The sequence below is a fragment of the Bradyrhizobium sp. 23AC genome (genome assembly GCF_054863025.1).
Window position 1 is genome coordinate 35,001 of record NZ_JAVAYN010000015.1, and the last position, 23,100, is coordinate 58,100.

At 64.7% G+C, this 23,100-nt stretch carries 24 protein-coding genes (1 of these 24 cut by a window edge); 13 read left to right on the forward strand and 11 right to left on the reverse strand.

Going from position 1 to position 23,100, the window contains the following annotated elements; all coding sequences use genetic code 11:
- The 5 genes from RAD10_RS28485 to RAD10_RS28505 all read right to left on the reverse strand — a co-directional run.
- Positions 1–152: the 5' end (the start) of a TRAP transporter substrate-binding protein gene (locus RAD10_RS28485; protein WP_461620103.1), read on the reverse strand. Its footprint begins 937 nt before the window's first position; only the first 152 of its 1,089 coding nucleotides appear in the window; it begins with the start codon at positions 150–152; its stop codon lies off the left edge, out of view.
- A 183-nt stretch (positions 153–335) separates the two neighbouring features.
- Positions 336–1,649 carry an NAD(P)H-dependent oxidoreductase gene (locus RAD10_RS28490; protein ID WP_461620104.1) on the reverse strand — a complete coding sequence of 438 codons (1,314 nt, stop codon included), beginning with the start codon at positions 1,647–1,649 and terminating at the stop codon, positions 336–338.
- Positions 1,650–1,808: 159 nt separating this feature from the next.
- Positions 1,809–2,609 (reverse strand): phytanoyl-CoA dioxygenase family protein, encoded by an 801-nt coding sequence (locus RAD10_RS28495; RefSeq protein ID WP_461620105.1) that lies wholly within the window; start codon positions 2,607–2,609, stop codon positions 1,809–1,811.
- A 166-nt stretch (positions 2,610–2,775) separates the two neighbouring features.
- Entirely contained in the window at positions 2,776–3,453 is a 678-nt protein-coding gene (locus RAD10_RS28500) for a GntR family transcriptional regulator (protein WP_461620106.1), read from the reverse strand.
- 180 nt (positions 3,454–3,633) lie between these two features.
- On the reverse strand, positions 3,634–4,503 hold the full coding sequence (locus tag RAD10_RS28505) for a sigma-70 family RNA polymerase sigma factor (RefSeq protein WP_461620107.1): 870 nt from the start codon (positions 4,501–4,503) through the stop codon (positions 3,634–3,636).
- Between the two features lie 99 nt (positions 4,504–4,602).
- Here RAD10_RS28505 and RAD10_RS28510 point away from each other — a divergent pair, with 99 nt between their 5' ends.
- Positions 4,603–5,058 (forward strand): carboxymuconolactone decarboxylase family protein, encoded by a 456-nt coding sequence (locus tag RAD10_RS28510; RefSeq protein ID WP_461620108.1) that lies wholly within the window; start codon positions 4,603–4,605, stop codon positions 5,056–5,058.
- 38 nt (positions 5,059–5,096) lie between these two features.
- Here RAD10_RS28510 and RAD10_RS28515 read toward each other — a convergent pair whose 3' ends face one another.
- Positions 5,097–5,909: an alpha/beta fold hydrolase gene (locus RAD10_RS28515; RefSeq protein ID WP_461620109.1), complete on the reverse strand. Its 813-nt coding sequence runs from the start codon at positions 5,907–5,909 to the stop codon at positions 5,097–5,099.
- 2 nt (positions 5,910–5,911) lie between these two features.
- The gene (locus tag RAD10_RS28520; RefSeq protein ID WP_461620110.1) at positions 5,912–6,730 is read right to left on the reverse strand and encodes an alpha/beta fold hydrolase; all 819 of its coding nucleotides are present in this window, start codon (positions 6,728–6,730) and stop codon (positions 5,912–5,914) included.
- Between the two features lie 136 nt (positions 6,731–6,866).
- On the opposite strand from RAD10_RS28520, the gene RAD10_RS28525 reads away from it, so the two are divergent.
- The gene (locus RAD10_RS28525; RefSeq protein WP_461620111.1) at positions 6,867–7,409 is read left to right on the forward strand and encodes a methylated-DNA--[protein]-cysteine S-methyltransferase; all 543 of its coding nucleotides are present in this window, start codon (positions 6,867–6,869) and stop codon (positions 7,407–7,409) included.
- Between the two features lie 119 nt (positions 7,410–7,528).
- Here RAD10_RS28525 and RAD10_RS28530 read toward each other — a convergent pair whose 3' ends face one another.
- Together RAD10_RS28530 and RAD10_RS28535 are read right to left on the reverse strand one after the other, a co-directional pair.
- Positions 7,529–9,073, reverse strand: coding sequence for an acyl-CoA synthetase (locus RAD10_RS28530; RefSeq protein ID WP_461620112.1), 1,545 nt, complete (start codon positions 9,071–9,073; stop codon positions 7,529–7,531).
- A gap of 116 nt (positions 9,074–9,189) precedes the next feature.
- The gene (locus RAD10_RS28535; protein WP_461620113.1) at positions 9,190–10,362 is read right to left on the reverse strand and encodes an acetyl-CoA C-acetyltransferase; all 1,173 of its coding nucleotides are present in this window, start codon (positions 10,360–10,362) and stop codon (positions 9,190–9,192) included.
- 230 nt (positions 10,363–10,592) lie between these two features.
- Here RAD10_RS28535 and RAD10_RS28540 point away from each other — a divergent pair, with 230 nt between their 5' ends.
- The 8 genes from RAD10_RS28540 to RAD10_RS28575 all read left to right on the forward strand — a co-directional run bounded on the left by RAD10_RS28540 (position 10,593) and on the right by RAD10_RS28575 (position 19,753).
- The gene (locus RAD10_RS28540) at positions 10,593–11,171 is read left to right on the forward strand and encodes a TetR family transcriptional regulator (RefSeq protein WP_461620114.1); all 579 of its coding nucleotides are present in this window, start codon (positions 10,593–10,595) and stop codon (positions 11,169–11,171) included.
- Between the two features lie 55 nt (positions 11,172–11,226).
- Complete coding sequence (locus RAD10_RS28545) at positions 11,227–11,985, forward strand: SDR family NAD(P)-dependent oxidoreductase (RefSeq protein WP_461620115.1); 759 nt, start codon at positions 11,227–11,229, stop codon at positions 11,983–11,985.
- A gap of 189 nt (positions 11,986–12,174) precedes the next feature.
- On the forward strand, positions 12,175–12,981 hold the full coding sequence (locus RAD10_RS28550) for an enoyl-CoA hydratase/isomerase family protein (RefSeq protein ID WP_461620116.1): 807 nt from the start codon (positions 12,175–12,177) through the stop codon (positions 12,979–12,981).
- 43 nt (positions 12,982–13,024) lie between these two features.
- A complete protein-coding gene (locus tag RAD10_RS28555) occupies positions 13,025–14,896 on the forward strand; it encodes an AMP-binding protein (RefSeq protein WP_461620117.1) in 1,872 nt (623 codons plus the stop codon).
- A 112-nt stretch (positions 14,897–15,008) separates the two neighbouring features.
- Complete coding sequence (locus tag RAD10_RS28560) at positions 15,009–16,136, forward strand: acyl-CoA dehydrogenase family protein (protein ID WP_461620118.1); 1,128 nt, start codon at positions 15,009–15,011, stop codon at positions 16,134–16,136.
- A gap of 143 nt (positions 16,137–16,279) precedes the next feature.
- Positions 16,280–17,524 (forward strand): acyl-CoA dehydrogenase, encoded by a 1,245-nt coding sequence (locus RAD10_RS28565; RefSeq protein WP_461620230.1) that lies wholly within the window; start codon positions 16,280–16,282, stop codon positions 17,522–17,524.
- Between the two features lie 148 nt (positions 17,525–17,672).
- Entirely contained in the window at positions 17,673–18,917 is a 1,245-nt protein-coding gene (locus RAD10_RS28570; protein ID WP_461620119.1) for an acyl-CoA dehydrogenase, read from the forward strand.
- 137 nt (positions 18,918–19,054) lie between these two features.
- Positions 19,055–19,753: a nitroreductase gene (locus tag RAD10_RS28575; protein ID WP_461620120.1), complete on the forward strand. Its 699-nt coding sequence runs from the start codon at positions 19,055–19,057 to the stop codon at positions 19,751–19,753.
- A 101-nt stretch (positions 19,754–19,854) separates the two neighbouring features.
- Here the strand turns inward: RAD10_RS28575 and RAD10_RS28580 are convergent, their stop codons facing one another.
- Positions 19,855–20,403 carry a sigma-70 family RNA polymerase sigma factor gene (locus RAD10_RS28580; protein ID WP_018316216.1) on the reverse strand — a complete coding sequence of 183 codons (549 nt, stop codon included), beginning with the start codon at positions 20,401–20,403 and terminating at the stop codon, positions 19,855–19,857.
- Complete coding sequence (locus RAD10_RS28585) at positions 20,403–20,633, reverse strand: NepR family anti-sigma factor (RefSeq protein WP_026201628.1); 231 nt, start codon at positions 20,631–20,633, stop codon at positions 20,403–20,405. Before RAD10_RS28585 ends, RAD10_RS28580 begins: the two co-directional genes overlap by 1 nt.
- Before the next feature lie 219 nt (positions 20,634–20,852).
- Here RAD10_RS28585 and RAD10_RS28590 point away from each other — a divergent pair, with 219 nt between their 5' ends.
- The 3 genes from RAD10_RS28590 (at position 20,853) to RAD10_RS28600 (ending at position 23,050) form a co-directional block, all read left to right on the forward strand.
- Positions 20,853–21,659 (forward strand): response regulator, encoded by an 807-nt coding sequence (locus tag RAD10_RS28590; protein WP_177237073.1) that lies wholly within the window; start codon positions 20,853–20,855, stop codon positions 21,657–21,659.
- A gap of 139 nt (positions 21,660–21,798) precedes the next feature.
- Positions 21,799–22,392: a nuclear transport factor 2 family protein gene (locus tag RAD10_RS28595; protein WP_461620121.1), complete on the forward strand. Its 594-nt coding sequence runs from the start codon at positions 21,799–21,801 to the stop codon at positions 22,390–22,392.
- Positions 22,393–22,642: 250 nt separating this feature from the next.
- A complete protein-coding gene (locus RAD10_RS28600; RefSeq protein ID WP_461620122.1) occupies positions 22,643–23,050 on the forward strand; it encodes a hypothetical protein in 408 nt (135 codons plus the stop codon).
- Positions 23,051–23,100 lie beyond the last annotated feature (50 nt).

Below are 23,100 nucleotides of genomic sequence, written 5' to 3' on the forward strand. Positions count from 1 at the left end.
TCGCAGCCGCCATACAGCGTATCAAGTGATTTCGGCCAACTCGCCGCCAGCCGCCATTTTACCTCGGGCATCGATTGTGCGATAGCCGGTGCGGCAACGGCACTCGCGGCCAGGCCCAGCCCGCCTCTCGTCAGGAATTTACGACGTTCCATGCATCTCCCCTCTTCTTGTGATGTCGAGTCCTCGACGAGGGATCGCGATCTTGCGTCGCTTGGTCTTCGCCGCTGGCCGACGTTTCTTGGCGTCCGAAATTTAGATGTCCCGGATCACGGTCAGGATGACCAAAGGGGGAGCGCAAATCAAGCGCACTTTGGTTGCGCTATCGTCGCGGCCGTTCAATGCTGCGCTGCGAATGCGGCTTCCATGGCCTTTCGAACCTTCACCGTCTCACTGTCTGCGTCGAACTCGACATCGTTCCAGTGCACCACCGCGCCGTGTGCGACGTCGTGTTTCAGCTTCAGGCGATGCGCAAGACCGATCGGCAGCGCGCCGGCCTTCAGGCTGGCCGCTGCCGGTACCAGCTTGCCCCACACCGTGTAGCCGCCTTCGCCGTCCAGCATCTCGCCCGCGCGCAGATTGCGCTTGGCGACCGCCGCGACGTCGCCACGGAAGCCGCTGGCCTGGCCGGTCGGCTCGCCGCGCAGCGCGGCCGACAGCACCGAGATGTTCAGCTCGAGCCCGATCAAATGATAGGGTTTGTACATTGCAGCAAAGCGCCCGCTGGCGTCGGTCTTGAGGCCGTATTGCCTGAAGCAGTCGGCGGCGTAGTCGTTGGGCGCCTCCAGCACGACATAGACGCCCCAGCGCAGGTCGCGAAACACCGGCCTTCCGTCGCGCTCGAGCGAGGAGACGACTTCCACCAGGCCCGACCGATCCAGCACGCCACCGCGCGAGCGCGGCCGCATGATATGCGGCAGATCGTCGACGCCGCAGGGCGGAAACAGCAGGCCGTCTGCGGGCACGTCGAGGGCGCAGGCATTGGCGATCGCGGCCATCTCGATCGCCGATTTGGTGCCGTCGAGGAAGGAGTTGAACATCTGCGGATTCATGCCGGCCGACTGCGCTTCGCCTGCAGTCAGGCCGTAATGCTGCCAGACACCATCCGGTGTAACGTCGTGATAGGCCGGCAGATATTTGGTCCCCTTGCCGGCGGCAACGACGCGGAAGCCGGTAGCGCGGGCCCAGTCGACCATCTCGGCGGTCAGCGCCGGCTGGTCGCCATAGGCGAGCGAATAGACCACGCCCGCCTTGCGCGCTTCCTCGGCGAGCAGCGGACCTGCCAGCACGTCGGCCTCGACATTCACCATCACGATATGCTTGCCCGCCGCGATCGCGGCGCGCGCATGCCTGATCCCGACGGCGGGATTTCCGGTCGCCTCCACCACCACGTCCATCGCGCCGCCGGCAATGGCGCGCGCGCCGTCATCGGTGAAGACGGTTGCGGCGATCCGCTCGGCGCTCCAGCCGACCGTGCGGCAGGCCTCGCGTGCGCGGTCGCGGTCGATGTCGACGATGATGGGCACTTCCAGCCCCGGCGTGTGCGGCACCTGCGCCAGAAACATCGAGCCGAACTTGCCCGCACCGATCAGCGCGACACGGACAGGCTTGCCGGCGGAAGCGCGGGCCTGGAGGAGGCGGAAGAGGTTCATGTTGCTATCCGATCAAGTATCGTGTCCCGGACGCGGTGCAGCGTGAAACGCTGCTCCGCAGAGCCGGGACCCAGAGAAAAAAGCTATCCGTGCGGCGTGGGCACCGGCTCAGCAGCGCATCACTGACGTGCTGCGCCGCGTCCGGGGCACGAGACCTACTTACTCCGCCGCCTGCCGCGGCGCACGTGCGAGCCTCAGCAGCGCGTCGTCGTCCACCGTCTTGATCGGGGCGAAGTCGCGATGCGCGATATAGTCCGGCCGCGTGGGGGTGCGGATGTGGTTCGAGACCGCGTTCAGGGTCAGGTACACGATCTTGCGCGGGAAGGGCGTGATGTTGCCGGCCGAGCCGTGCACGAGATTGCCGTGGAACATCAGCATGCCGCCGGGCTTGCCGGTCGGCGCCACGATGCCGCCCTGCGCGACCAGCCGCGTCACGGTCGCCTCGTCCAGCGTCCACAGCGGATAGGAGGTGGTGGCGAGGTCGTGCGAGGCTTCGAGATCGCCGGCGTTCTGGCTGCGCGGCACCAGCATCAGGGGCCCGTTGATCGGCATCACCTCGTCGAGGAAGATCGCGATGTTCATGGCGCGCGGCTCCGGCATGCCGTCGTCGCGCTTCCAGGTGCCGTAATCCTGGTGCCATTGCCAGACATCGCCGGTGAAGGCCGATTTCGCGTTGATCTTGAACTGGTGCATGTAGACCGGCTCGCCGAACAATTGCTCGACTGGGTCGATCATGCGCGGATGCGCGCCAAGGAGGCCGAACGCCTCATTGTAAAGATGCGCGGCGAAAGCCGTGCGCGGCGCGCCACTCTTCTCGCGCCAGACTTCGGGACGGTTGGCGTCGTAGATACCGACCGCCTCGCGCGCCAGCAGATCGACCTCCTCCTGATTGAACAGCTCGGGCAGGAACAGCCAGCCCTCGCGGTGGAAGAACTCCAATTGCTCCTGAGACAGTTTCATGGGTCGTTTCCCTCCTGTTTTGTTTATTTGTTGTTTCGTCGTTCCGGGCGGTCCGCAGGACCGAACTCCGGTGCGCACTTGCGCACCTGAGAACCTCGAGATTCTCAGGTGCGCAATTGCGCACCCGTAGTCGCGCGTCGCGCGTCCGGAATGACAGCGCAAATCGCTACGCCGCCGCTTCCTCCGTCGCTCTCAATCTCTCCTCAGTCATCCGTCCCGCCGTCTGCGCATGCGCCAGCGCGGCGGCTTCGGCCGCCTTCACGTCGCCTGCGAGAATGTATCCGGCGATGTCGGCATGCTCGGCCCAGGCGCTGCCGCGATAGTCGAGCTCCGACAGCACCGTCGCCATCGAGCGGCGCATGTGCGGCCATTGCGGCGCGATCGTCTCCTCGATCACGGGATTGCCGGCGAGCTGATAGATCGCGCGATGAAAATCCACGTCGAGCACGATCAGTTCAGTGAGTGTCGTGTTGCGATCGATGCCGCGCCCCGCGGCGAACGCGGCCTCCAGCCGTGCGCGTCCTGCCGCGTCGCTGGCGGCGCGCTTCGCCGCAAGCCGCGCGGCCAGCGCGTCGATCGCGCCGCGCACCTCGTAGAGTTGGCGGATGCGCGCGGGATCGAGCTGGGTGACCTCAAAGCCGCGCCGCCCGCTCTCGGCGACCAGACCCTGGCGGTGCAGCAGGTGCAGCGCATGCGAGACAGGCTGGCGCGACACGCCGAGCTTGTCGGCGAGCTCGTTCTGGCGGATGCGCTGGCCGGGCTGAAGCGTGCGGTCGGAGATCGCCTCCAGGATCCGGGCATAGACCTGGTCGATCAGGTTCGGGAGCGGGTCGAGAGGGATCACGCCGGCAGCTCCTGCGAGGGAATACGGAATTCCGTATTCGAAGGTATCGCGGGAGGGGGAGGACGTCAAGACGGGCTGCGCGCCCACGCTCACGTCGCCCGGTAGGGCTCCGATAAGCTCTTGATATTGCTGTACCCGTCTACTGTGCATGGGGTTGTTTTCGCGGAAAGAGCGTCCGCTTCAACCCTCCAGCACCTCCACCTCCAGCGCGGCGATCCCATCCGCATCGGCCAGCGCCTCGATCCCGGCAATGCGCTCGTCCTTGAACGTCACACGCAGCGCGATGCGCAGCTGGCCACCTAGGATGACGGCAACGCCGATCTCGCCGTCGACCAGCGCCGTCCGCGCGGCCTGGGCGCGGCCCTTGTAGAGCTGCGCGACCGCGTCCGCGCCGCGGATCTCAGGCAGCGAGCCGAGCCGCACCGCGGCCTGATCTGCGCGGAAGACGACGTCGGGATCGAGCACGGCGAGCAGCCCCTCGAAATTGCCCTCGCGCGACGCCTTGAGGAAGGCATCGACGATTCCGCGCTGGCACGACAGGTCGGTCTCGGGCACCGGCGCCCCCTGCACGCGCCGCCGGGCCCGGCTCGCAAGCTGCCGCGACGCGTCGACCGAGCGGCCGACGATCGGCGCGATCTCCTCGAAGGGCACTGCGAACATGTCGTGCAGCACGAAGGCGAGCCGCTCCGCCGGCTGCAAAGTCTCGAGCACGACGAGCAGCGCTGCGCCGACGGAGTCAGCCATCTCCGCCTCGCGCTCCCGCGTCTCGTCGACCGGCTCCGGCACGTGCGGGCCCATCGGCTCTTCCTTGCGCGACTTCCGCGTGCGCAGCATGTCGAGGCAGATGCGCGCGACCACGGTCGTCAACCAGCCGCGCAAATTCGCCACATCGGACATGTCGTAGCGGCTGACCCGCAGCCAGGCCTCCTGCACGGCATCGTCGACCTCGGCGCCGGAGCCCAGCATCCGGTAGGCGACCGCGCGCAGATGGTCTCTGCTCGCCTCAAACTGGTGGCTGAGAAAATTGTCTTCGAAGTTTTTTTCGGTCATCGGTCACATTCCCTCGTCGCGATCCGTCATGCCCATGACGAAGCCAATCCGGCCGATGTGACCGGAACCTTCGAAATTCGAGCGATGGAGACGAAAAAGATGCACGCCCGCATGAATCACCCTGTCATGGTCCTCCCCGACGCCATGAATGTCCTGCAGTCCCTCGGCAATCTGACCAAGCAGGGCCTGCCGGAAAAGCTCCTGGAACTGGTGCACCTGCGCGCCAGCCAGATCAACGGTTGCAGCGTCTGCGTCGACATGCATCCCAAGATCGCCCGCAAGCTCGGCGAGACCGACGAGCGCCTGTTCGCCGTGTCCGCCTGGCGCGATGCGCCCTATTTCTCGGACGCCGAGCGCGCCGCGCTGGCGCTGACCGAGGCCGTCACCCGCCTCGCCGATCGCGAGGACCCGGTACCGGATGCGATCTGGAATGAGGCCGCCAAGCATTTCGACGAGCGCGAGCTCGCAACGCTGATCCTCTCGATTGCCACCATCAATGTCTGGAACCGGCTGAACGCAACGATCAAGATGCCGGTGGGTGTGTGGAAGGTGTGAGGTCTTCACCTCTCCCCGCTTGCGGGGAGAGGGAGCACTTACTCCGCCAGGAACCTGCTCACCACCTCGCCGAACTCCAGCGGGGCCTGCTCGAACATCCAGTGGCCGGCGTTCGGAATCACTGCTGTCCGGCTGCCCGTGATGTGCTCGGCGAGCACGCGCCACATCACCGAGAGGCTTCCCGTTGTCGCCCCGCCGCCGATCAGCAGTGTCGGCGTGCGGATCGCCTGCGCATCGCTGAGCGTGTAGGGCCTGCGCTGCTCGTTGATTTGGCCGAGGAACGTCAGCGCGTTATCGCGCAGCTGCTGTTTCGCCGCCGCGGGCACGCGCCGCCACGAGCCATCGCCCTCGATGCCCTCGTAGAAATTCTGCAGCGCGCCCTCGATATTGCCGGCGCGGATCATCTCGACCGATCGCGCGGTGCGCGCGGCCAGCGGCGGATGTGCGGGCGTGCCTTCCGGCACCGGCAGCGATGCGTCGAGATCGCCACCCGGCTCGGCCAGCACCAGCTTTCGCACCAGATCAGGCCGCGCCTGCGCCACGCGAAACGCGATGTGACCGCCGCGCGAATGGCCCATCAGGTCGACGGGGCCGAGGTCGAGCTCCTCGATGAAGGCGATCATATCGGCGACATGCTGCGCCATCTTGTAGTCGTCGCCGACGGCGTCCCAATGCTCGGGGAAGAAATGCCGCAGGCTGACTGAGATCACCCGATGCGCCTTCGACAGCGGGCCGAGCACCGAATACCAGGTGCGGAAGTCGCCGAGCGTGCCGTGCACGCAGACCAGCGGATGGCCCTCTCCGACTTCGAGATAGGCCATGTCGTAACCGTTGACGTGGAATGTCTGCATGATCAGCTCGCCAGAAAATCCAGGACGACTTCGGAGTATTTCTGCGGCGCCTGCTCGAACATCGGATGCGTCGCGTTCGGGATGATCGCCGTCTTCGAATAGGGCACGTGCGCGGCGAGCGCATGCAGCACCTTCGGCAGCAGGCCCTTGGTCCGCGCCCCCAGGATGAACAGCGTCGGCATTTTGATCGCCTCCGCATCCGCCTTCGAGAACGGCGGGCGGTTATCACGGACCTGCCCGATCAGCGTAGTGGCGTTGTCGCGCAAATTCTGCTTCACCAGGGCCGGCAGCCGCGGCCAGGTGCCGGGGCCTTCCAGCGTGTCCACGAACACGGCGAGCCCGCCGTCGACATCGCCGGCGGCGATCTTCTCGGCCGAGGCCGTGAAACGCGCCAGCAGCGGCGAGGGCCCGCCGGCATAATCGGGGTCGAGGCTCGCATCGAGTTCGCCGCCGGGCTCGGCCAGGATCAGCCGCCGCAGCAGATCCGGCCGCCGCTGCGCCACGCGGAAACAGATGTGCCCGCCGCGGGAATGGCCCATCAGGTCGACCGGGCCGAGGTCGAGCTCCTCGATGAAGGCGATGACATCGTCGACATGCTGGGCGATCGAGTAGGTGTCGCCGATGCCGTCCCATCGCGCCGGGAAGAAGTGCCGCAGGCTGACAGCGATCACCCGGTGCCGCTGGGTCAGCGGGCCGAGCACGCAGCCCCAGACCCGGAAATCGTTGAGCGAACCGTGCACGCAGATCAGCGGCGGCCGGCCGCGGTCCTCGCCCACATCGAGATAGGGCATGTCGTATTCGTTGACGTGGAGGCTTTGCATTCCGGGCTCGCGAAGGGATTGGAACTCCTGTGCAAGATTCCCGGAAACCGGGTGGATCGCAACTATTTCCAAGCCTAGATTTAGCCCGAGATCACATTGGGGGCATGCGACGGCAACGCAAGCCAGGAACCAAGCCATGACCGACCAGCATTTCGCCCTGTTTGACACCAGGATCGGCCTCTGCGCCATCGCCTGGGGCCCGCGCGGCATCAACGGCACGCAATTGCCGATGGGCGGCGAGCAGAAGATCCGCACCCGCATCAGCCAGCGCCACGGTGACGCCGTCGAGGCCGAGCCGACTGCCGAGGTGCAACAGGCGATCGACCGCATCGTCAAGCTGCTCGCGGGCGAGCCGGATGACCTCACCGATATCGAGCTCGATCTCGACGGCGTGCCCGACTTCAATCGCGGCGTCTATGCGATCGCCCGCGCCATCCCGCCCGGCAAGACCATCACCTATGGCGACATCGCCAAGCAGCTCGGCGGCGTCCAGCTCTCGCGCGACGTCGGCCAGGCGCTCGGCCACAACCCGTGCCCGATCGTGGTGCCCTGCCATCGCGTGCTGGCGGCCGGCAACAAGCCCGGCGGCTTCTCGGCGAACGGCGGCGTGGTGACGAAGCTGAAGATGCTCGAGATCGAAGGCGCGCTGGTGAACCACACGCCGAGTTTGTTTGATTGAGGCGGCTTGCGCTGACTTCGTAGGGTGGGCAAAGCGGAAGCGTGCCCACCATCTCGTCGTAACATGGAAAGGTCGTGGGCACGGCGCTTCGCGCCTTTGCCCACCCTACGAGTCCTCCGCTAAATCTTCGCCGTCGTCTTCGGCCAATACTTATCGCGCAGGTGCCGCTTCACCAGTTTGCCTGTGGGCGTGCGCGGCAGCTCGGGCTCGAAATCGATCGAACGCGGGCACTTGATGGCGGAGAGGCGGCCCTTGCAATAGGCGATCAAATCGGCCTCGAGCGCCTTGCCGGCACGATTCATGTCGTGCGGCTGCACCACTGCCTTCACCTCTTCACCCATCTCCTCGTTCGGCACGCCGAACACCGCAACATCGGCGACGTCGGGGTGGGTGATCAGCACGTCCTCGGTCTCCTGCGGGTAGATGTTCACGCCGCCCGAGATGATCATGTAGGACTTGCGGTCGGTGAGATAGAGGAAGCCCTCCTTGTCGAGATAGCCGACATCGCCGAGCGTCGACCAGCCCTTGGCGTTGTAGGCCTTCTTCGTCTTCTCGGGGTCGTTGTGATAGGTGAACGCGGGCGCGTCGGCGAAATAGACCGTGCCGATCTCGCCGAGCGGTTGCTCCTCGTCGTTCTCGTCGAGGATCTTGATCTTGCCGACCACGGCACGGCCGACGCTGCCGCGATGCTCCAGCCATTCTTTCGAGCTGCAGACGGTGACGCCATTGCCTTCCGAGCCAGCATAGTACTCGATCAGGATCGGCCCCCACCATTCGATCATCTTCGCTTTCACGTCGACCGGGCAGGGGGCAGCGGCGTGGATCGCACCCTTGAGCGTGGCGACGTTGTACTTTGCGCGGACCTCGTCCGGCAGCTTCAGCATGCGCACGAACATGGTCGGCACCAGCTGCGACTGCGTCACCTTGTATGTCTCGACCAGCTTCAGGAATTCTTCGGCGTCAAAGTGCTCCATGATGATGGAGGTGCCGCCGAGCACGGTCGCCATCATGTTGAAGCGCAACGGAGCGGCGTGATAGAGCGGCGCCGGAGAAAGATAGATTGTGTCGGCGTTCATGCCGCACATGTTGGCGCAGAGCACGCGCAGGAATGCGTTCGGCTCGTCGATCGGCTTGCCCTCGAACGCCTTCTTGACGCCCTTGGGCCGGCCGGTGGTGCCGGACGAATACAGCATGTCGTAGCCGGCGACCTCGTCGGCGATCGGCGTGATCGGCTGCGCGGCGGCTTCCTTGTCGTAGGAGCGGAAGCCCGGCATCGGCTCGTCCATCATGTAGAAGATCGGCTCGCCGTCGGCGCCCTTGATCAGGCCCTTGATCTGGTCGGCGCATTTCGGCGTCGTGATCACGACCTTGGCGCCGCAATCGGCGATGATGTAGTCGATCTCGTCCTGCTTCAAATAGCGGCTGATCGCGGTGTAATAGAGCCCGCTCCGCTGCGCGGCCCAGCAGAGCTCCATGAAGGCGAGGCGGTTCTCCATCAGCAGCGCGATGTGGTCGCCGGCCTTGAGGCCGAGCGAGCGGAACAAATGCGCGCCCTGGTTCGAAAGCTCGTCGAGCTCGCGATAGGTGATCGCCTTGCCGGTCCCAGCCATCTGGTAGGCGATCTTGTCGGGCGTGGTGCGGGCGTGGATGGAGGGGTGGGTCATGGCGTTTCCTCAAAACGCGAATGGCGAGTAACGAGTGGCGAATAGGGGAGAAGGGCAACCGCTCTTCGCCTACTCACCATTCGCTACTCGCCACTCACTACTCGCTTTTGTTCTTCTTACAGCCGCTCCACGATCGTCACGTTGGCCATGCCGCCGCCTTCGCACATGGTCTGCAGGCCGTAGCGCTTGCCGCGTTGATGCAGAGCGTGAACCAGCGTCGTCATCAGCTTGGTGCCGGAGCCGCCGAGCGGATGGCCGAGTGCGATGGCGCCGCCATTGACGTTGAGGCGGTCAGGGTCGGCGCCGGTGGTCTTGAGCCAGCCGGTCGGCACCGAGGCGAAGGCCTCGTTGACCTCGAACAGGTCGATGTCGCCGATCTTCATGCCGGCCTTCTCCAGCGCGCGCTTGGTGGCGTGCAGCGGCGCGTCAAGCATGATCACGGGATCGCCGCCGGTCATGGTCATGTGATGGATGCGCGCCAGCGGTGTGACGCCGAGCTGCTTGAGGCCGCGCTCGTTGACCACCATGACGCCGGAGGCGCCGTCGCAGATCTGGCTGGCGCTGGCCGCGGTCAGCTTGCCATTCTCGGCGATCAGCTTGACGCCCTTGATACCCTCGAGCGTAGCATCGAAGCGGATGCCTTCGTCGATGTGGTGGGTGTCCTTGCTGCCGTCGGCGCGAGTGATCTCGAGCGGCACGATCTCCTTCTTGAAGTGGCCGGCTTGAGTTGCCGCGATCGCGCGCTGATGGCTGTTATAGGAATATTCGTCGAGATCATTCTTCGACAGGCCGTACTTCTCGGCCATCATCTCGGCGCCGGTGAACTGGCTGAACACGATGTTCGGATATCTCGCCTCGATGCCCGGGCTCTTGTAATTGCCGAAGCCGTTCTTGGCCGGAAGCTGCGAGGACAGGCCCATCGGCACGCGCGTCATCGATTCCACGCCGGCGGCGATCACGACGTCCATGGTGCCGGACATCACCGCTTGCGCGGCAAAGTGCAGCGCCTGCTGCGAGGAGCCGCACTGGCGGTCGATCGAGGTGCCCGGCACGCTCTCCGGCAGCTTCGAGGCCATGATCGCGTTGCGCGCGACATTGTTGGACTGCTCGCCGACCTGCATCACGCAGCCCATGATCACGTCCTCGACCAGGGCAGGATCGACCTTGGTGCGGTCGACCAACTCGTCCAGCACCTTTGCGGCGAGATCGGCCGGATGCCAGCCGGCGAGACGGCCCCCCTTGCGCCCGCCCGCGGTACGCGCAGCGGCGACGATGTAAGCCTCGGCCATGTCGGTTTCTCCCTGAATTCTTGATTGGGTCGGTTGTCGGGGCGGATTTAAGGGACGCAAGATGATTTAGTCAATCGTTCAATTAATTCTTGTGATGAGCCGCTGCTTGGGCTTATCTGCGCCCGTCTCGACGGCATTCAGGGAACTCCGTGGCTACCAGCGTACCGAACAGGCTCCCCAGCGGAAAAAATTCCACGGCAGAGAAATTGCTCGTGGCCGCGAGCGAGCTGATGATCGAACGCTCCTCGATCGAGATTTCGCTCAGCGACATCGCGCAGAAGTCGGGCGCCAACGCCGCGCTGGTCAAATATCACTTCGGCAACAAGGACGGCCTGTTGCTGGCACTGCTCGCGCGGGATGCCGCGACCGAGATGTCCAATCTTGAATATCTGCTGGCGCAGCCGATCACGGCGACGGCGAAGCTCAAGCTGCATATCGGCGGCATCATCCGCGCCTATCACCGGTTCCCCTACATGAACCGGCTGATCCACTACCTGCTGCACGAGACCAACACGGCCTCCGCTGACGAAGTGTCGAAATTCTTCGTGGCGCCGCTGCTCGACTTTCACCGCCGCCTGCTCGCCGAAGGCATCAGCCACGGTGAGTTCCGCGCCACTGATCCGGTGCTGTTCTACACCAGCCTGATCGGCGCCTGCGATCATCTGTTCTTCGGCCGGCACGCGATGTCTCGCGCGACCGGCGTCGGCCCGGTCACCGATGATGTCTGCCGGCAATATATCAAGCACATGGAAACGCTGATCTGCGGCGGCATCCTCACGCAAGCCGGGGAAGCTGCCGCGGCCGGATGATCCGGCCGCAACTCTCAAGTCTAGAGAAGAAACGTCCAAGGAAAGGTAGCCTGTCATGGAATTGAAAGACGTAGCCGTTCTCATCACCGGCGGTGGTTCGGGCCTCGGCGAGGCGACCGCCCGCGCCATGGCGGCCAAGGGCGCCAAGATCGGCGTGATCGACCAGAACAAGGAGAATGCCGAGAAGGTCGCGGCCGAGGTGAAGGGCGTCGCGCTCCATGCCGACGTCACCAGCGAAGAGCAGATCAAGGCCGCGATCGCCAAGGCGGAAGCCGCGCACGGCGTCGCCCGGGTGCTGATGAATTGCGCCGGCATCGGCGGCTCGCAGCGCATCGTCGGCCGCGACGGCGTCTATCCCCTGGAGAAGTTCGCGCGCATCATCAACGTCAATCTGATCGGCACCTTCAACTGCCTGCGGCTGTTCGCCGAGCGCCTCGTCACGATCGAGCCGGTCGGCGAAGAGCGCGGCGTCATCGTCAACACGGCCTCGGTTGCCGCTTACGAGGGCCAGATCGGCCAGATCGCCTATTCGGCCTCGAAGGGCGGCGTCGTCGGTTTGACTTTGCCGGCTGCGCGCGATCTCGCCAGCCAGAAGATCCGCGTCAACACCATCGCGCCCGGCCTGTTCTTCACGCCGCTGCTGATGGGCCTGAACGAGGAAGCCCGCAAGAGCCTGGGCGCGCAGGTGCCGCATCCCTCGCGTCTCGGCGATGCCAAGGAATACGGCTCGCTCGCCGTGCACATCGTCGAGAATCCGATGCTCAACGGCGAGACCATCCGCCTCGACGGCGCCATCCGTATGGCGCCGAGGTAGGGCGGTGCTTCTGACCCTCCCCTTGAGGGGGAGGGTCGGCGCGAAGCGCCGGGGTGGGGTGATCTCTCCACTCGGGCACTGTTCGGTGGGGAGAGACCGTCACCCCACCCCGCTCGCGCTGCGCGCGATCGACCCTCCCCCTCCAGGGGAGGGTGGCAGTCCGGCTCACGACGGATGCACGAGGCCCCCATGTCCCAACCGCTGCTGATCGAGCATGACGACGGCGTCGACCGGGTGACGCTCAATCGGCCCGAGCACCTTAACGCGCTCGATCCGGCGTTGATCGACGCACTCAACGACTATTTCCAGAGCCTTCAACGCAACCGTGACACGCGCGTCGTCGTGCTCCGGGGCGCAGGCAAGAATTTTTGCGCGGGCCTCGACCTCAAGGCTGCGATGGCCCGCCGCGCTGGGCAGCAGGAGCCGCCTGGCGTCACTGAGTCGCTGGATTCGCAGCGCCGCATCGCCGACATCGTCATGCTGATGCGGCGTTGTCCGCAACCAATCATCTCTCTCGTGCAGGGCGCGGCCGCCGGCGGCGGTTTTGCGCTGGCGCTTGCCTCCGACATCCGCATCGCGACGAAGTTGGCGCGGATGAATTGCGCCTTCATCAAGCTCGGCCTCGGCGGCTGCGACATCGGCACCAGCTATTTCCTGCCGCGGCTGGTCGGCGTGTCCGTGGCGTCGGAGCTGATCCTCACGGGCCGGTTCATCGGCGCCGAGCGCGCGCTGGCGGTCGGGCTGGTCTCGGAGGTCGTCGACGAAGACAAGCTCGATGCGGCAGCCGAGCCCTATGTCGAGGCGATGATGACGGCCTCGCCCGTGGGCCTGCGTCTGTCCAAGGAATGCCTCAACATGAGCGTCGATGCGGGATCACTGGAAGCGGTTATCGCCATGGAGGATCGCAACCAGGTCCTGTGCAGCCGTTCCGAGGAATTTTCGGAAGGCATCAGGGCCTTCCTTGAGAAGCGAAAGCCTGTCTATATCAAGCGCTGAACGAGAACGATCCGCAAAGGACGATAATTCCGGGAGACGCAAAATGAGTGGAAGCGCGGCGGCTGTGATGACGAAGCCCGCCTTTCGCAAGATCGAATGGCTTGCGCGCGACATCGACGTCGAGCGCCGCGACGACGGCACGGTGGTGCTGAAGTCGCGCATTCCGCTGCAAGCTTACGAGACGCACATTCCGGCGTCGCTGGCCAAATGGGCGAAGGAAGCGCCCGAGCGCATCTGGCTCGCCCAGCGCGGTGGCGCGAACCGCGCATGGCGCAAGGTATCCTATGGCGAAGCCAAGCGCACCGTGGATGCGCTGACCCAAGGCCTGCTCAATCTCGCTCTCGATGGTCGTCCCGTTGCGATCCTCTCCGGCAATTCGATCGAGCATGCGCTGATGACGCAGGCCGCGATGCAGGCGCGTGCGCCCGCGGCGCCGGTGTCGCCGGCCTATTCCCTGATGAGCCACGATCACGTCAAGCTGAAGTACCTGTTCGACCTGATCAAACCGGCCGTGGTGATGGTGCAGGACGGGCCGACGTTCGAGAAGGCACTGAAGGCGATCGACCTCGCCGGCGTCACCGTGGTTCACGTCGCGCGGCCATGTGAGGGCATCAAGAGCGTCAGCTTTGCTGAGCTCGCGGCAACTCCGGTGACCGGGGACGTCGAGGAGTCGATCGCGAAAATCACGCCCGACACCGTCGGCAAGCTGCTGTTCACGTCAGGCTCGACCGGCATGCCCAAGGCGGTCATCAACACGCAGAAGATGATGTGCGCCAATGCGGCGATGATGATGCAGGTGCGGCCGCGCTCGGCTGATGGCCCTGTTGCGACCATGCTGGACTGGATGCCGTGGAATCATACCATGGGCGGCAACGCGGCATTCCACCCGATCCTGGTCGATGGCGGCACGCTCTATATCGACGATGGCCGGCCGATGCCGGGCCAATTCGAGGAGACGCTGCGGAACCTGCGCGAGATCTCGCCGACCTATTACGCCAATGTCCCGGCCGGCTATGCGGCGCTTGCGGCCGCCATGGAGAAGGACGACGCGCTCTGCCGCTCGTTCTTCAAGAACCTCTCGATCATGGCCTATGGCGGTGCACGGCTGCCTGACGATCTCTACGACCGCATGCAGGCTCTCGCGGTGAAGACCACCGGCGAGCGCATCGTGTTCTACACCGGCTGGGGCTCGACCGAGACCGCGCCGACCTCGACCGGCACTTATTGGGACACTGAGCGCGTCGGCCTGATCGGCCTGCCATTTCCCGGCGTCGAGTTGAAGATGGTGCCGTGCGGCCCGAAATATGAGCTGCGTCTGCGCGGCGTCAACGTCACGCCCGGCTATTTCGGCCAGCCCGATCTCACCAAGACGATGTTCGACGAGGAGGGCTATTACTGCATCGGCGATGCCGGCATCTTTGTCGACGATTCCGATCCGGTGAAGGGCATCATCTTTGCAGGCCGCGTGGTCGAAGACTTCAAACTGACCACCGGCACCTTCGTGCATGTCGGCTCACTCCGCACCGATGCCATCGCCGCAGCGACGCCTGTCGTGCACGACGCGCTGGTCGCGGGGCAGGACCGGGCCTTCATCGGCCTGCTCGCCTGGCCAAACCTGCACGCCTGCCGGCAACTTGTCGGCAACGCCGATCTCAGCTTCGAGGACGCAGTGAAGCATCCCGAGGTGATCGCCTGCTTCAGGCGTGGGTTAGAGGCTCACAACCGGGACTGTGAAGGCGCCAGCAGCCGCATCATCGCGCGCGCCATGTTGATGGTCGAGCCGCCCTCGATCGACGGCAACGAGCTTACCGACAAGGGCTACATCAACCAGCGCGCCGGCCTGGAACGCCGCGCCGCGCTGGTGGAGCGGCTCTATGCGGACAAGCCGGATCAGGATGTGATCGTGCTGCGATGAAGACGGTAGGATGGGTAGAGCGCAGCGAAACCCATCATTCTTGCTCAGACAATCGATGGGTATCGCTCGCTCCACCCATCCTACAGAACAGCAAATAATAGGGTAGCCCGCCATGAACTTCGATTTCTCCGACGACCAGAAGCAGCTCCGCGATCAGGCGCGCAAATTCCTCACCGAGAAATGCTCGCCCAAAGCGGTGCGCATCGTGCTCGACGGCAAGGCTCTCTACGACAAGGAGCTCTGGAAGGGCCTCGCGGAGATGGGTTTCCTCGGCGTCGCGATCCCCGAGGAGTTCGGCGGTGCCGGCGCCGGCCATCTCGAACTCTGCGTGATCGCGGAGGAGATGGGACGCGCGAACGCGCCGGTGCCGTTCTCCTCGACCGTTTATCTCGCCGCCGAAGCGCTGCTGATTGCCGGCAGTGACGCGCAGAAGAAGACGTGGCTGCCGGCGATTGCCTCGGGCGAGGCGATCGGCACGCTGGCGCTGTTCGAGGGCAAGGGCAATCCGTCGCCGAAGAACGTCAAGCTCACCGCTGCGAACGGCGTGCTCAACGGCGTCAAGAAGCCGGTCGCGGATGGCACCATCGCCGATTTCGCGGTGGTCGCGGCGCGCAACGGATCGAGCGGTCGCGACAGCGACATCTCGCTGTTCCTGGTTGATCTCAAAGCCGGCGGCGTCGAGGTGAAAAGCCTCACCAATCTCGATCCGACCCGCGGGCAGGCCGAGATCGCCTTCAAAGACTGCAAGGCTGAGCCACTGGGAGCTGCGGGCGAAGGCTGGAGCATCCTCACCCAGGTGCTCGATCGCGCCGCGGTGCTCTGTGCGTTCGAGCAGGTCGGCGGCTCCGACCGCGCGCTGGAGATGGGCCGCGACTACGCGCTCGACCGCATCGCCTTCGGTCGCCAGATCGGCTCGTTCCAGGCGGTCAAGCACATGCTCGCCGACATGTATGTTTCGGCGACTCTGGCGCGCTCCAACAGCTATTACGGCGCCTGGGCACTCTCGACCAACGCGGCTGAATTGCCGGAAGCCGCTGCTGCCGCGCGCATCAGCGCGACGCAGGCGTTCCAGCACTGTGCCAAGAACAACATCCAGGTTCACGGCGGCATGGGGTTCACCTGGGAGTTCGACTGCCACATGTACTACCGCCGCGCCAACGCGATGGCGCTCGGGCTCGGCAGCCTCACCTATTGGGAAGATCAGTTGATCGACCGCATGCGGAAGAAGAATGCGGCCTAGTCCGCCGCTCGTGTCCCGGACGCGATGCGGCATGCAATGCCGCTTCGCAGAGCCGGGACCTAGAGGCCGAAATGGACCCCGGATCTGCAGCGCATCACTTCGTGCTGCGCAGCGTCCGGGGAACGAAATCGAGAGAAAAGACCATGAACTTCGACGACACCCCGCAGGAAGCCGAATTTCGCGCCACCGCCCGCGCCTGGATCGGTGCGAATGCGCCAAAGCGATACGAGGACGAGCTGCGCAAATCCTCGCTCGGCCGCACCGTGCTCAAGAACGCTGACATTCTCGAGGTCGCAAAGGCGTGGCAGAAGAAGAAGGCCGACGCCGGCTGGGCTTGCCTGCACTGGCCGAAGGAGTATGGCGGCCGCGGCTCATCGCCGATCGAGCGCGTGATCTGGCAGCAGGAGGAGGGGCCGTTCGGCCAGCTCTCCCGCATGTTCATCATCGGTCACGGCATGTGCGGGCCGACCATGATGGCGTTCGCGCGCGAGGAGCATAAGCGGACCTATCTGCCGCCGCTGGCCTCGGGCGAAAAGGTCTGGTGTCAGCTGTTCTCCGAGCCGGCCGGCGGCTCCGACGTCGCGGGCCTGCGCACGCGCGCCGAGAAGGACGGCGACGACTGGGTCATCAACGGCCAGAAGATCTGGACCTCGGGCGCGCATTATTCCGACTACGGCATCCTGCTGACGCGCACCGATCCCACGGTGCCCAAACACAAGGGCCTCACCATGTTCTTCCTGGACATGAAGAGCCCCGGCGTCGAAGTGCGGCCGATCAAGCAGGCAAGCGGCGCGTCGGACTTCAACGAGGTCTATTTCACCAATGTGCGCATTCCCGATCACCAGCGCCTCGGCGAGGTCGGCGACGGCTGGAACGTCTCGCTGACCACGCTGATGAACGAGCGCAGCGCGATCGGCGCGGCCGTCTCGACCGGTTTCCCGGAATTGTTCGAATATTGCTCCAGCCTGATGCTCGATGACGGGCCGGCGATCGAGGACCGCGCGGTGCGCTCGAAGCTGGCGAACTGGGCAGTGAAGGCGAGCGGGCTGAAATACACCAGCATGCGCGCGATCTCGGCGCTGTCGAAGGGCGAACGGCCGGGGCCGGAGAATTCCATCGGCAAGCTGGTGGCGGGCTCGATGATCCAGGACGTCGCGACCTACGCGCTCGATTTGCAAGGCGCGAGCGGGGTGATCAGCGGCGAGGATGGCGAGCTCGCCGGCCGTTTCCAGGCGATGCTGCTGCGCGCGCCCGGCACGCGTGTCGAAGGCGGCACCGACGAGATCATGCGCAACATCATCGCCGAGCGGGTGCTGGGCCTGCCCGGCGATATCAGGGTCGACAAGGACGTGCCGTTCAACAAGATCCCGACGAAGGGAAGAGGCTAGAATCGTAGGGTGGGTTAGCTGGGTGGATGCGCAACGCGCATTCACTCGGCGTAACCCACCATCGGCTGCAACTACGCTCGACAGAAGCGGTGGGTTACGCCTTCGGCTAACCCACCCTACCCACCGCGCAAGGATTGAGAGGTCCGCCGTGAATTTCGATGACACCCCGCAGGAAGCCGCATTCCGCGCTACCGCGCGCCAATGGGTCGACGCCAATGCGCCGAAAGAGCTGCACGTCGAGCTGTCAAAATCCTCGCTCGGCCGCATTCGGCTTGCCAAGCAAGATATCGTCGAGGTCGGCAAGGCCTGGCAGAAGAAGAAGTTCGAAGGCAATTGGGCCTGCCTGCACTGGCCGAAGGAGTATGGCGGCCGTGGCGCGACGCCGATCGAGAAGGTGATCTGGCAGCAGGAAGAGGGCGTCTACGGCAAGCTGACGCAGCCGTTCCAGATCGGCGAGGGCATGTGCGGTCCGACCGTGATGGCGTTCGGCAGCGAGGATGCCAAGCGCAGGTACCTGCCGAAGCTTGCCTCCGGCGAGGAGATCTGGTGCCAGCTGTTCTCCGAGCCGTCCGCCGGTTCGGACGTCGCAGGCTTGCGCACCCGGGCGGAGAAAAAAGGCGACAATTGGGTCGTCAACGGCCAGAAGATCTGGACCTCTGGCGCGCATTACTCCGACTACGGTCTCCTGATCGCGCGGACCGATCCGAACGTGCCGAAGCACAAGGGCCTCACCATGTTCTTCCTGGACATGAAGAGCCCCGGCGTCGAGGTGCGTCCGATCAGGCAGGCCAATGGCATGCAGGAGTTCAACGAGGTCTATTTCACCGACGTCGTGATCCCAGACAGCCAGCGGTTAGGGGCTGTCGGCGAGGGCTGGAGCGTCTCGCTGACCACGCTGATGAACGAGCGCATGTCGATCGGCTCGCGCCTTGCGACCGGCGTGCCTGAGATGTTCGAGTTTTGCTCCAATCTGATGCTGGAGGACGGGCTTGCCATCGACGATCCTGCCGTGCGCTCAAAGCTCGCGAGCTGGGCGGCGAAGTCGAGCGGGCTGAAATACACCAGCTATCGCACGATCTCGGCGCTGTCGAAGGGCGAGCGGCCGGGCCCGGAGAACTCGATCGGCAAGCTGGTGTCGGGCATGATGCTGCAGGACATCGCGACCTATGCCATGGACCTGCAAGGCGCGGCCGGTGTTCTCACGGGCAGCGACGAGGAGACGGTGCAGGGCCAGTTCCAGCAGATGCTGCTGTCCTCGCCCTCGATGCGCATCGCCGGCGGCACCGACGAGATCCTGCGCAACATCATCGCCGAGCGCGTGCTGGGACTGCCCGGCGACATCCGCGTCGACAAGGACGTGCCGTACAACAAGATCCCGACCGAGGGGCGGTGATCTCACTTCTCGCTGCATCTCGTAGGGTGGGCAAAGCGAAGCGTGCCCACCATATGCAGATGCTCCGGAGCAAGTCTGTCGGTGGGCACGGCGCGATGCGCCTTTGCCCACCCTACGAGAAGAGCGCGAGCTGAACCATGGACGCTACCGTCAAACAAAACGATCGCATCGGCGTGCTCGAAGAGCTGCTCAACGAGCGCTACTCCGTCCGCGCCTTCCTTCCCAAAGAGGTCGACCGCGCGACCATCGAGCATGTGCTGACCACCGCGCAGCGCACTGCGTCCTGGTGCAACAGCCAGCCCTGGCAGGTCATCATCGCCAGCGGCGAGGCCAAGGAGCGCTTCCGCCAGCTGATCTACACGGAGGCTTCCGGCGGTCTCGGCGACGATTACGATTTCACGCCGCCGCGCGAGTATGTCGGTGTCTATCTGGAACGCCGCCGCGAGAGCGGCTTTCAGCTCTACAACACGCTCGGCATCGCCCGCGGCGACAGAAGCGCCTACGCCAGGCAGGCGCTGGAGAACTACAATTTCTTCGGCGCGCCGCATGTCGCCATCATTCACACCAATGAGCCGCTCGGCATCTACGGTGCGATCGATTGCGGCGCCTATGTCAGCAATTTCATGCTGGCCGCGCAGGCGCTCGGGCTCGGCACGATTCCCCAGGCGGCGCTCGCGCGGCATTCCGGGCTGATCCGCCGCCACTTCAATCTGCCCGACGATCGCCGCGTCGTCTGCGGCATTTCGTTCGGCTATGCCGACGACGCCCACAAGGTCAACAGCTACCGCACCTCGCGCGCCAGCGTGGCCGAGACCGTGACGTTCGCAGACGATTGATCAAGCGACGCAGCTCTGCGCCATCGTTATCGGACGCGCGCGAAGGCGGCCGCGGAAGCGGCCGCCTTCGTCTCATCTGAGCTCGGGGTTGGCGCCGGCCGTCAGCCGCCGCTGCCGCCGATCACGGCCCGCACGGTCTCGTCCGGGCCAAAATCCTCGGCGCCATCGACATAGAGCAGCGCAGCGAGCTTCGAGCGCGCGCGGTTGACGCGGCTCTTGATCGTGCCGACCGCACAGCCGCAGATCGAGGCCGCGTCTTCGTAGGAGAAGCCGGAGGCACCGACCAGAATCAGCGCTTCACGCTGGTCCTGCGGAAGCTTGTCGAGCGCCGTACGAAACTCCTCGAACTCGAGATGCGCGTTCTGCGACGGCTGTGTCTTCAGCGTCTTGGCGTAGTTGCCTTCGGCATCCTCGACCTCGCGCCGCCGCTTGCGATAGTCGGAGCGGAAAAGGTTGCGCAGGATCGTGAACAGCCATGCCGGCAGATTGGAGCCGGGCTGGAACGAGTCGATGTTGGCGAGCGCGCGGAGCAGCGTCTCCTGGACCAAATCATCGGCGCGGTCCGCATTGCCGCTGAGCGAAATGGCGAACGCGCGCAGACTAGGCACGGCCGCCAGGATGTCGTTACGCAGGGAGTCCGTGAGAGGCATTAATCCCTCCCATTGTTGTCGTTGGATCCGCCTTCATGTCCCACGTGGGGTGTCGCTCCTGGCGCATCAAGCTTCTTGATCAGTTCTGCGAACCGATCTGGAACCCCTTGTCGCACCACATCATCATACATGGCGCGCAACTGGTGCCCGATCCGGGATTGTATCTCCGGAGTGAGGCCTCCCTTGCCGGGGGTCGTGCTTCTGCTGGCTTGAGACTTGAGATCTTTCATGACCTGTTCCACGTTTCCCCGAGTTAAGTGACTGTAAAATCGAGAGGTTTTCTCAACCGGGAGCCGTTCCCTGGATAGGCTCAATTCCAGGTTCGAGAAAAAGTTCCCGCTCAGACGGAACTTTTCTTGGCCTGAGGCGTAATCAGCCGAGCAGGGGAACCCGGGCCCCCCTCGGATTGCCTGGACGTCAAGGTTGGCCCGAAGATGAATGGAGTGGGGATGTCCCGTTCACAGCTTGTTGCTGAACACTTGCCCTTATTGCGCCGGTACGCACGCGCCCTGACGGGCAGCCAGGCCTCCGGTGACGCCTATGTCGCAGCCATGTTGGAAGCCATGCTGGGGGATCCCTCGGTGCTCGACGAGAGCCATGGGCCGCGCGCGGGCCTGTTCCGGCTGTTCACCCAGATCTGGAATTCGGTCTCCGTCAATGATGATTCCGAGGTGACGACCTTGCCGATGCCACCGGAGCGGCGGCTGTCGAACATCACGCCGCTGCCGCGCCAGGCCTTCCTGCTGCTCTCGCTGGAGGGATTCTCGGAAGAGGAAGTCGGCTACATCCTCGGCACCGACGTCGCCGAGACGCGGCGGCTTGCAGATGCCGCCGGACGCGAGATGGCCGCCGAGATCGCCACCGACGTGCTGATCATCGAGGACGAGACCTTCATCGCCATGGACCTCGAGAGCCTGGTGAAGAATCTCGGCCACAACGTCGTCGGCGTCGCGCGCACGCATGCCGATGCGGTGGCGCTGGCCAAGAACAGGCGGCCCGGCCTGATCCTCGCCGACATCCAGCTCGCCGACGGCTCGTCGGGCCTCGACGCCGTCAACGAATTGCTGCGCACGTTCGAGGTGCCGGTGGTGTTCATCACCGCATACCCGGAGCGCTTCCTCACCGGCGAGCGGCCCGAGCCGGCGTTCCTGATCTCAAAACCGTTCCAGCCCGCGATGGTGTCGGCGGTGGCGAGCCAGGCGCTGTTCTTCCAGCGCAACTCGCGCAACCGCACACCGAAGGCGCCGGCGGCTTAATAGAGCTGGCCATTTGGCCAAACGATCCGATCCGGCGTGCTGCAAGGCACGCCGGATTTTTCGTGTCGCCTGCCGTGCTTGACGTGCGTCGGCTTCGCCGCTCATACCTCCTGCATTGATCCCAGTCGGAGATGTGCCCATGGACCAGCAACTCCTCGATCGCCTCGCCATTCGCGACCTCGTCGAGAACTGGGCGGTCTGGCGGGATGCCGGTGACTGGGAGCGGTTTGCCACGGTCTGGCATGAAGAGGGCTGGATGTCCGCCACCTGGTTTCAGGGGCCGGCGCGGGATTTCATGCGCGTCAGCCAGGAGGGGTTCGCCAGGGGCGTTCGCATCCTGCATTTCCTTGGCGGCACCAGCATCGATCTCGCAGGCGAGCGGGCCATCGCGCAGACCAAGATGACGATCTCGCAGCGCGCCCCGGTGCACGACGTCGTTTGCGACGTCGTCTGCACCGGCCGCTTCTACGATTTCCTGGAAAAGCGACGGGGAAAATGGGGCATCGTCCGCCGCCAGCCGATTTATGAAAAGGACCGGATCGACCCCGTCGATCCCGCAGCAGAGCTCCGCCTCGACCAGACAGCGCTGGCCGCATTGCCCGAAGGCTATCGCCACCTCGCCTATATGCAGGAGCTGATCGGCTACAAGGTCAAGCGCGACATGCCGGGCCTGATCGGGCCCGAGGTCGAGAAGCTCTATGGCGAAGGGCGCGACTGGCTGGCCGCGAAATGAACCCCAGAAAAAAGTAAGGCGCGACTGGCATCACCACAGTCGCGCCCTACGTCACCGGCTTATGGGGCAGGGGGGAATAGCCGGCTGTTGAGACGACTCCAGTCTGCGAAAGTCGTTCCACCCCTCGCGAAATATTTTGCGCACGCTGTCGTATTTGTCGCACACGGTTAAGTGATCGTAACCGCTAAGAACCCCTGATCCTTCACCGGCGTTGTTCCCGCGATCGCCATGGGGCGAGGGATCGACAGCCATGTCACAGATTCATAAGGTATTTTTGAGCGTCGTCGCCGTTGCTGCGACACTCGGTGCCGTGCAACTGGCTTCGGGCCATGATCTGGCAGACCGCTGGCAGGCGGTCGCCGACAAGGCCGACAAGCCCGGCCACAATGTCAATCGGACCGGCAAGGCCGACCGGCTCGCCGAGGTCAAGCAGGCAGCAGTTCCGACCCGCACCGTCTCGATGCGGCTGAATGACCTCGCCGACACCTCGGTGCTGCTGCGGGTCCCCGCGGTGATCGAGACCGGCAATGCCAAGCCGCCGGTGCTGCTCCAGAACCAGAAGAAGGTGCGCAACAGGCCGACGATCGCCTGCGAGCCGATGGTCAGCTCGTTGACCGAGGTCGCAAAGCTGCTCCAGCCCGGCCGCTGCGTGACCTGATCCGCCCGGGCGCCGGATAGATCGTTCTCCCGCCGGGAGGACGATTCTTC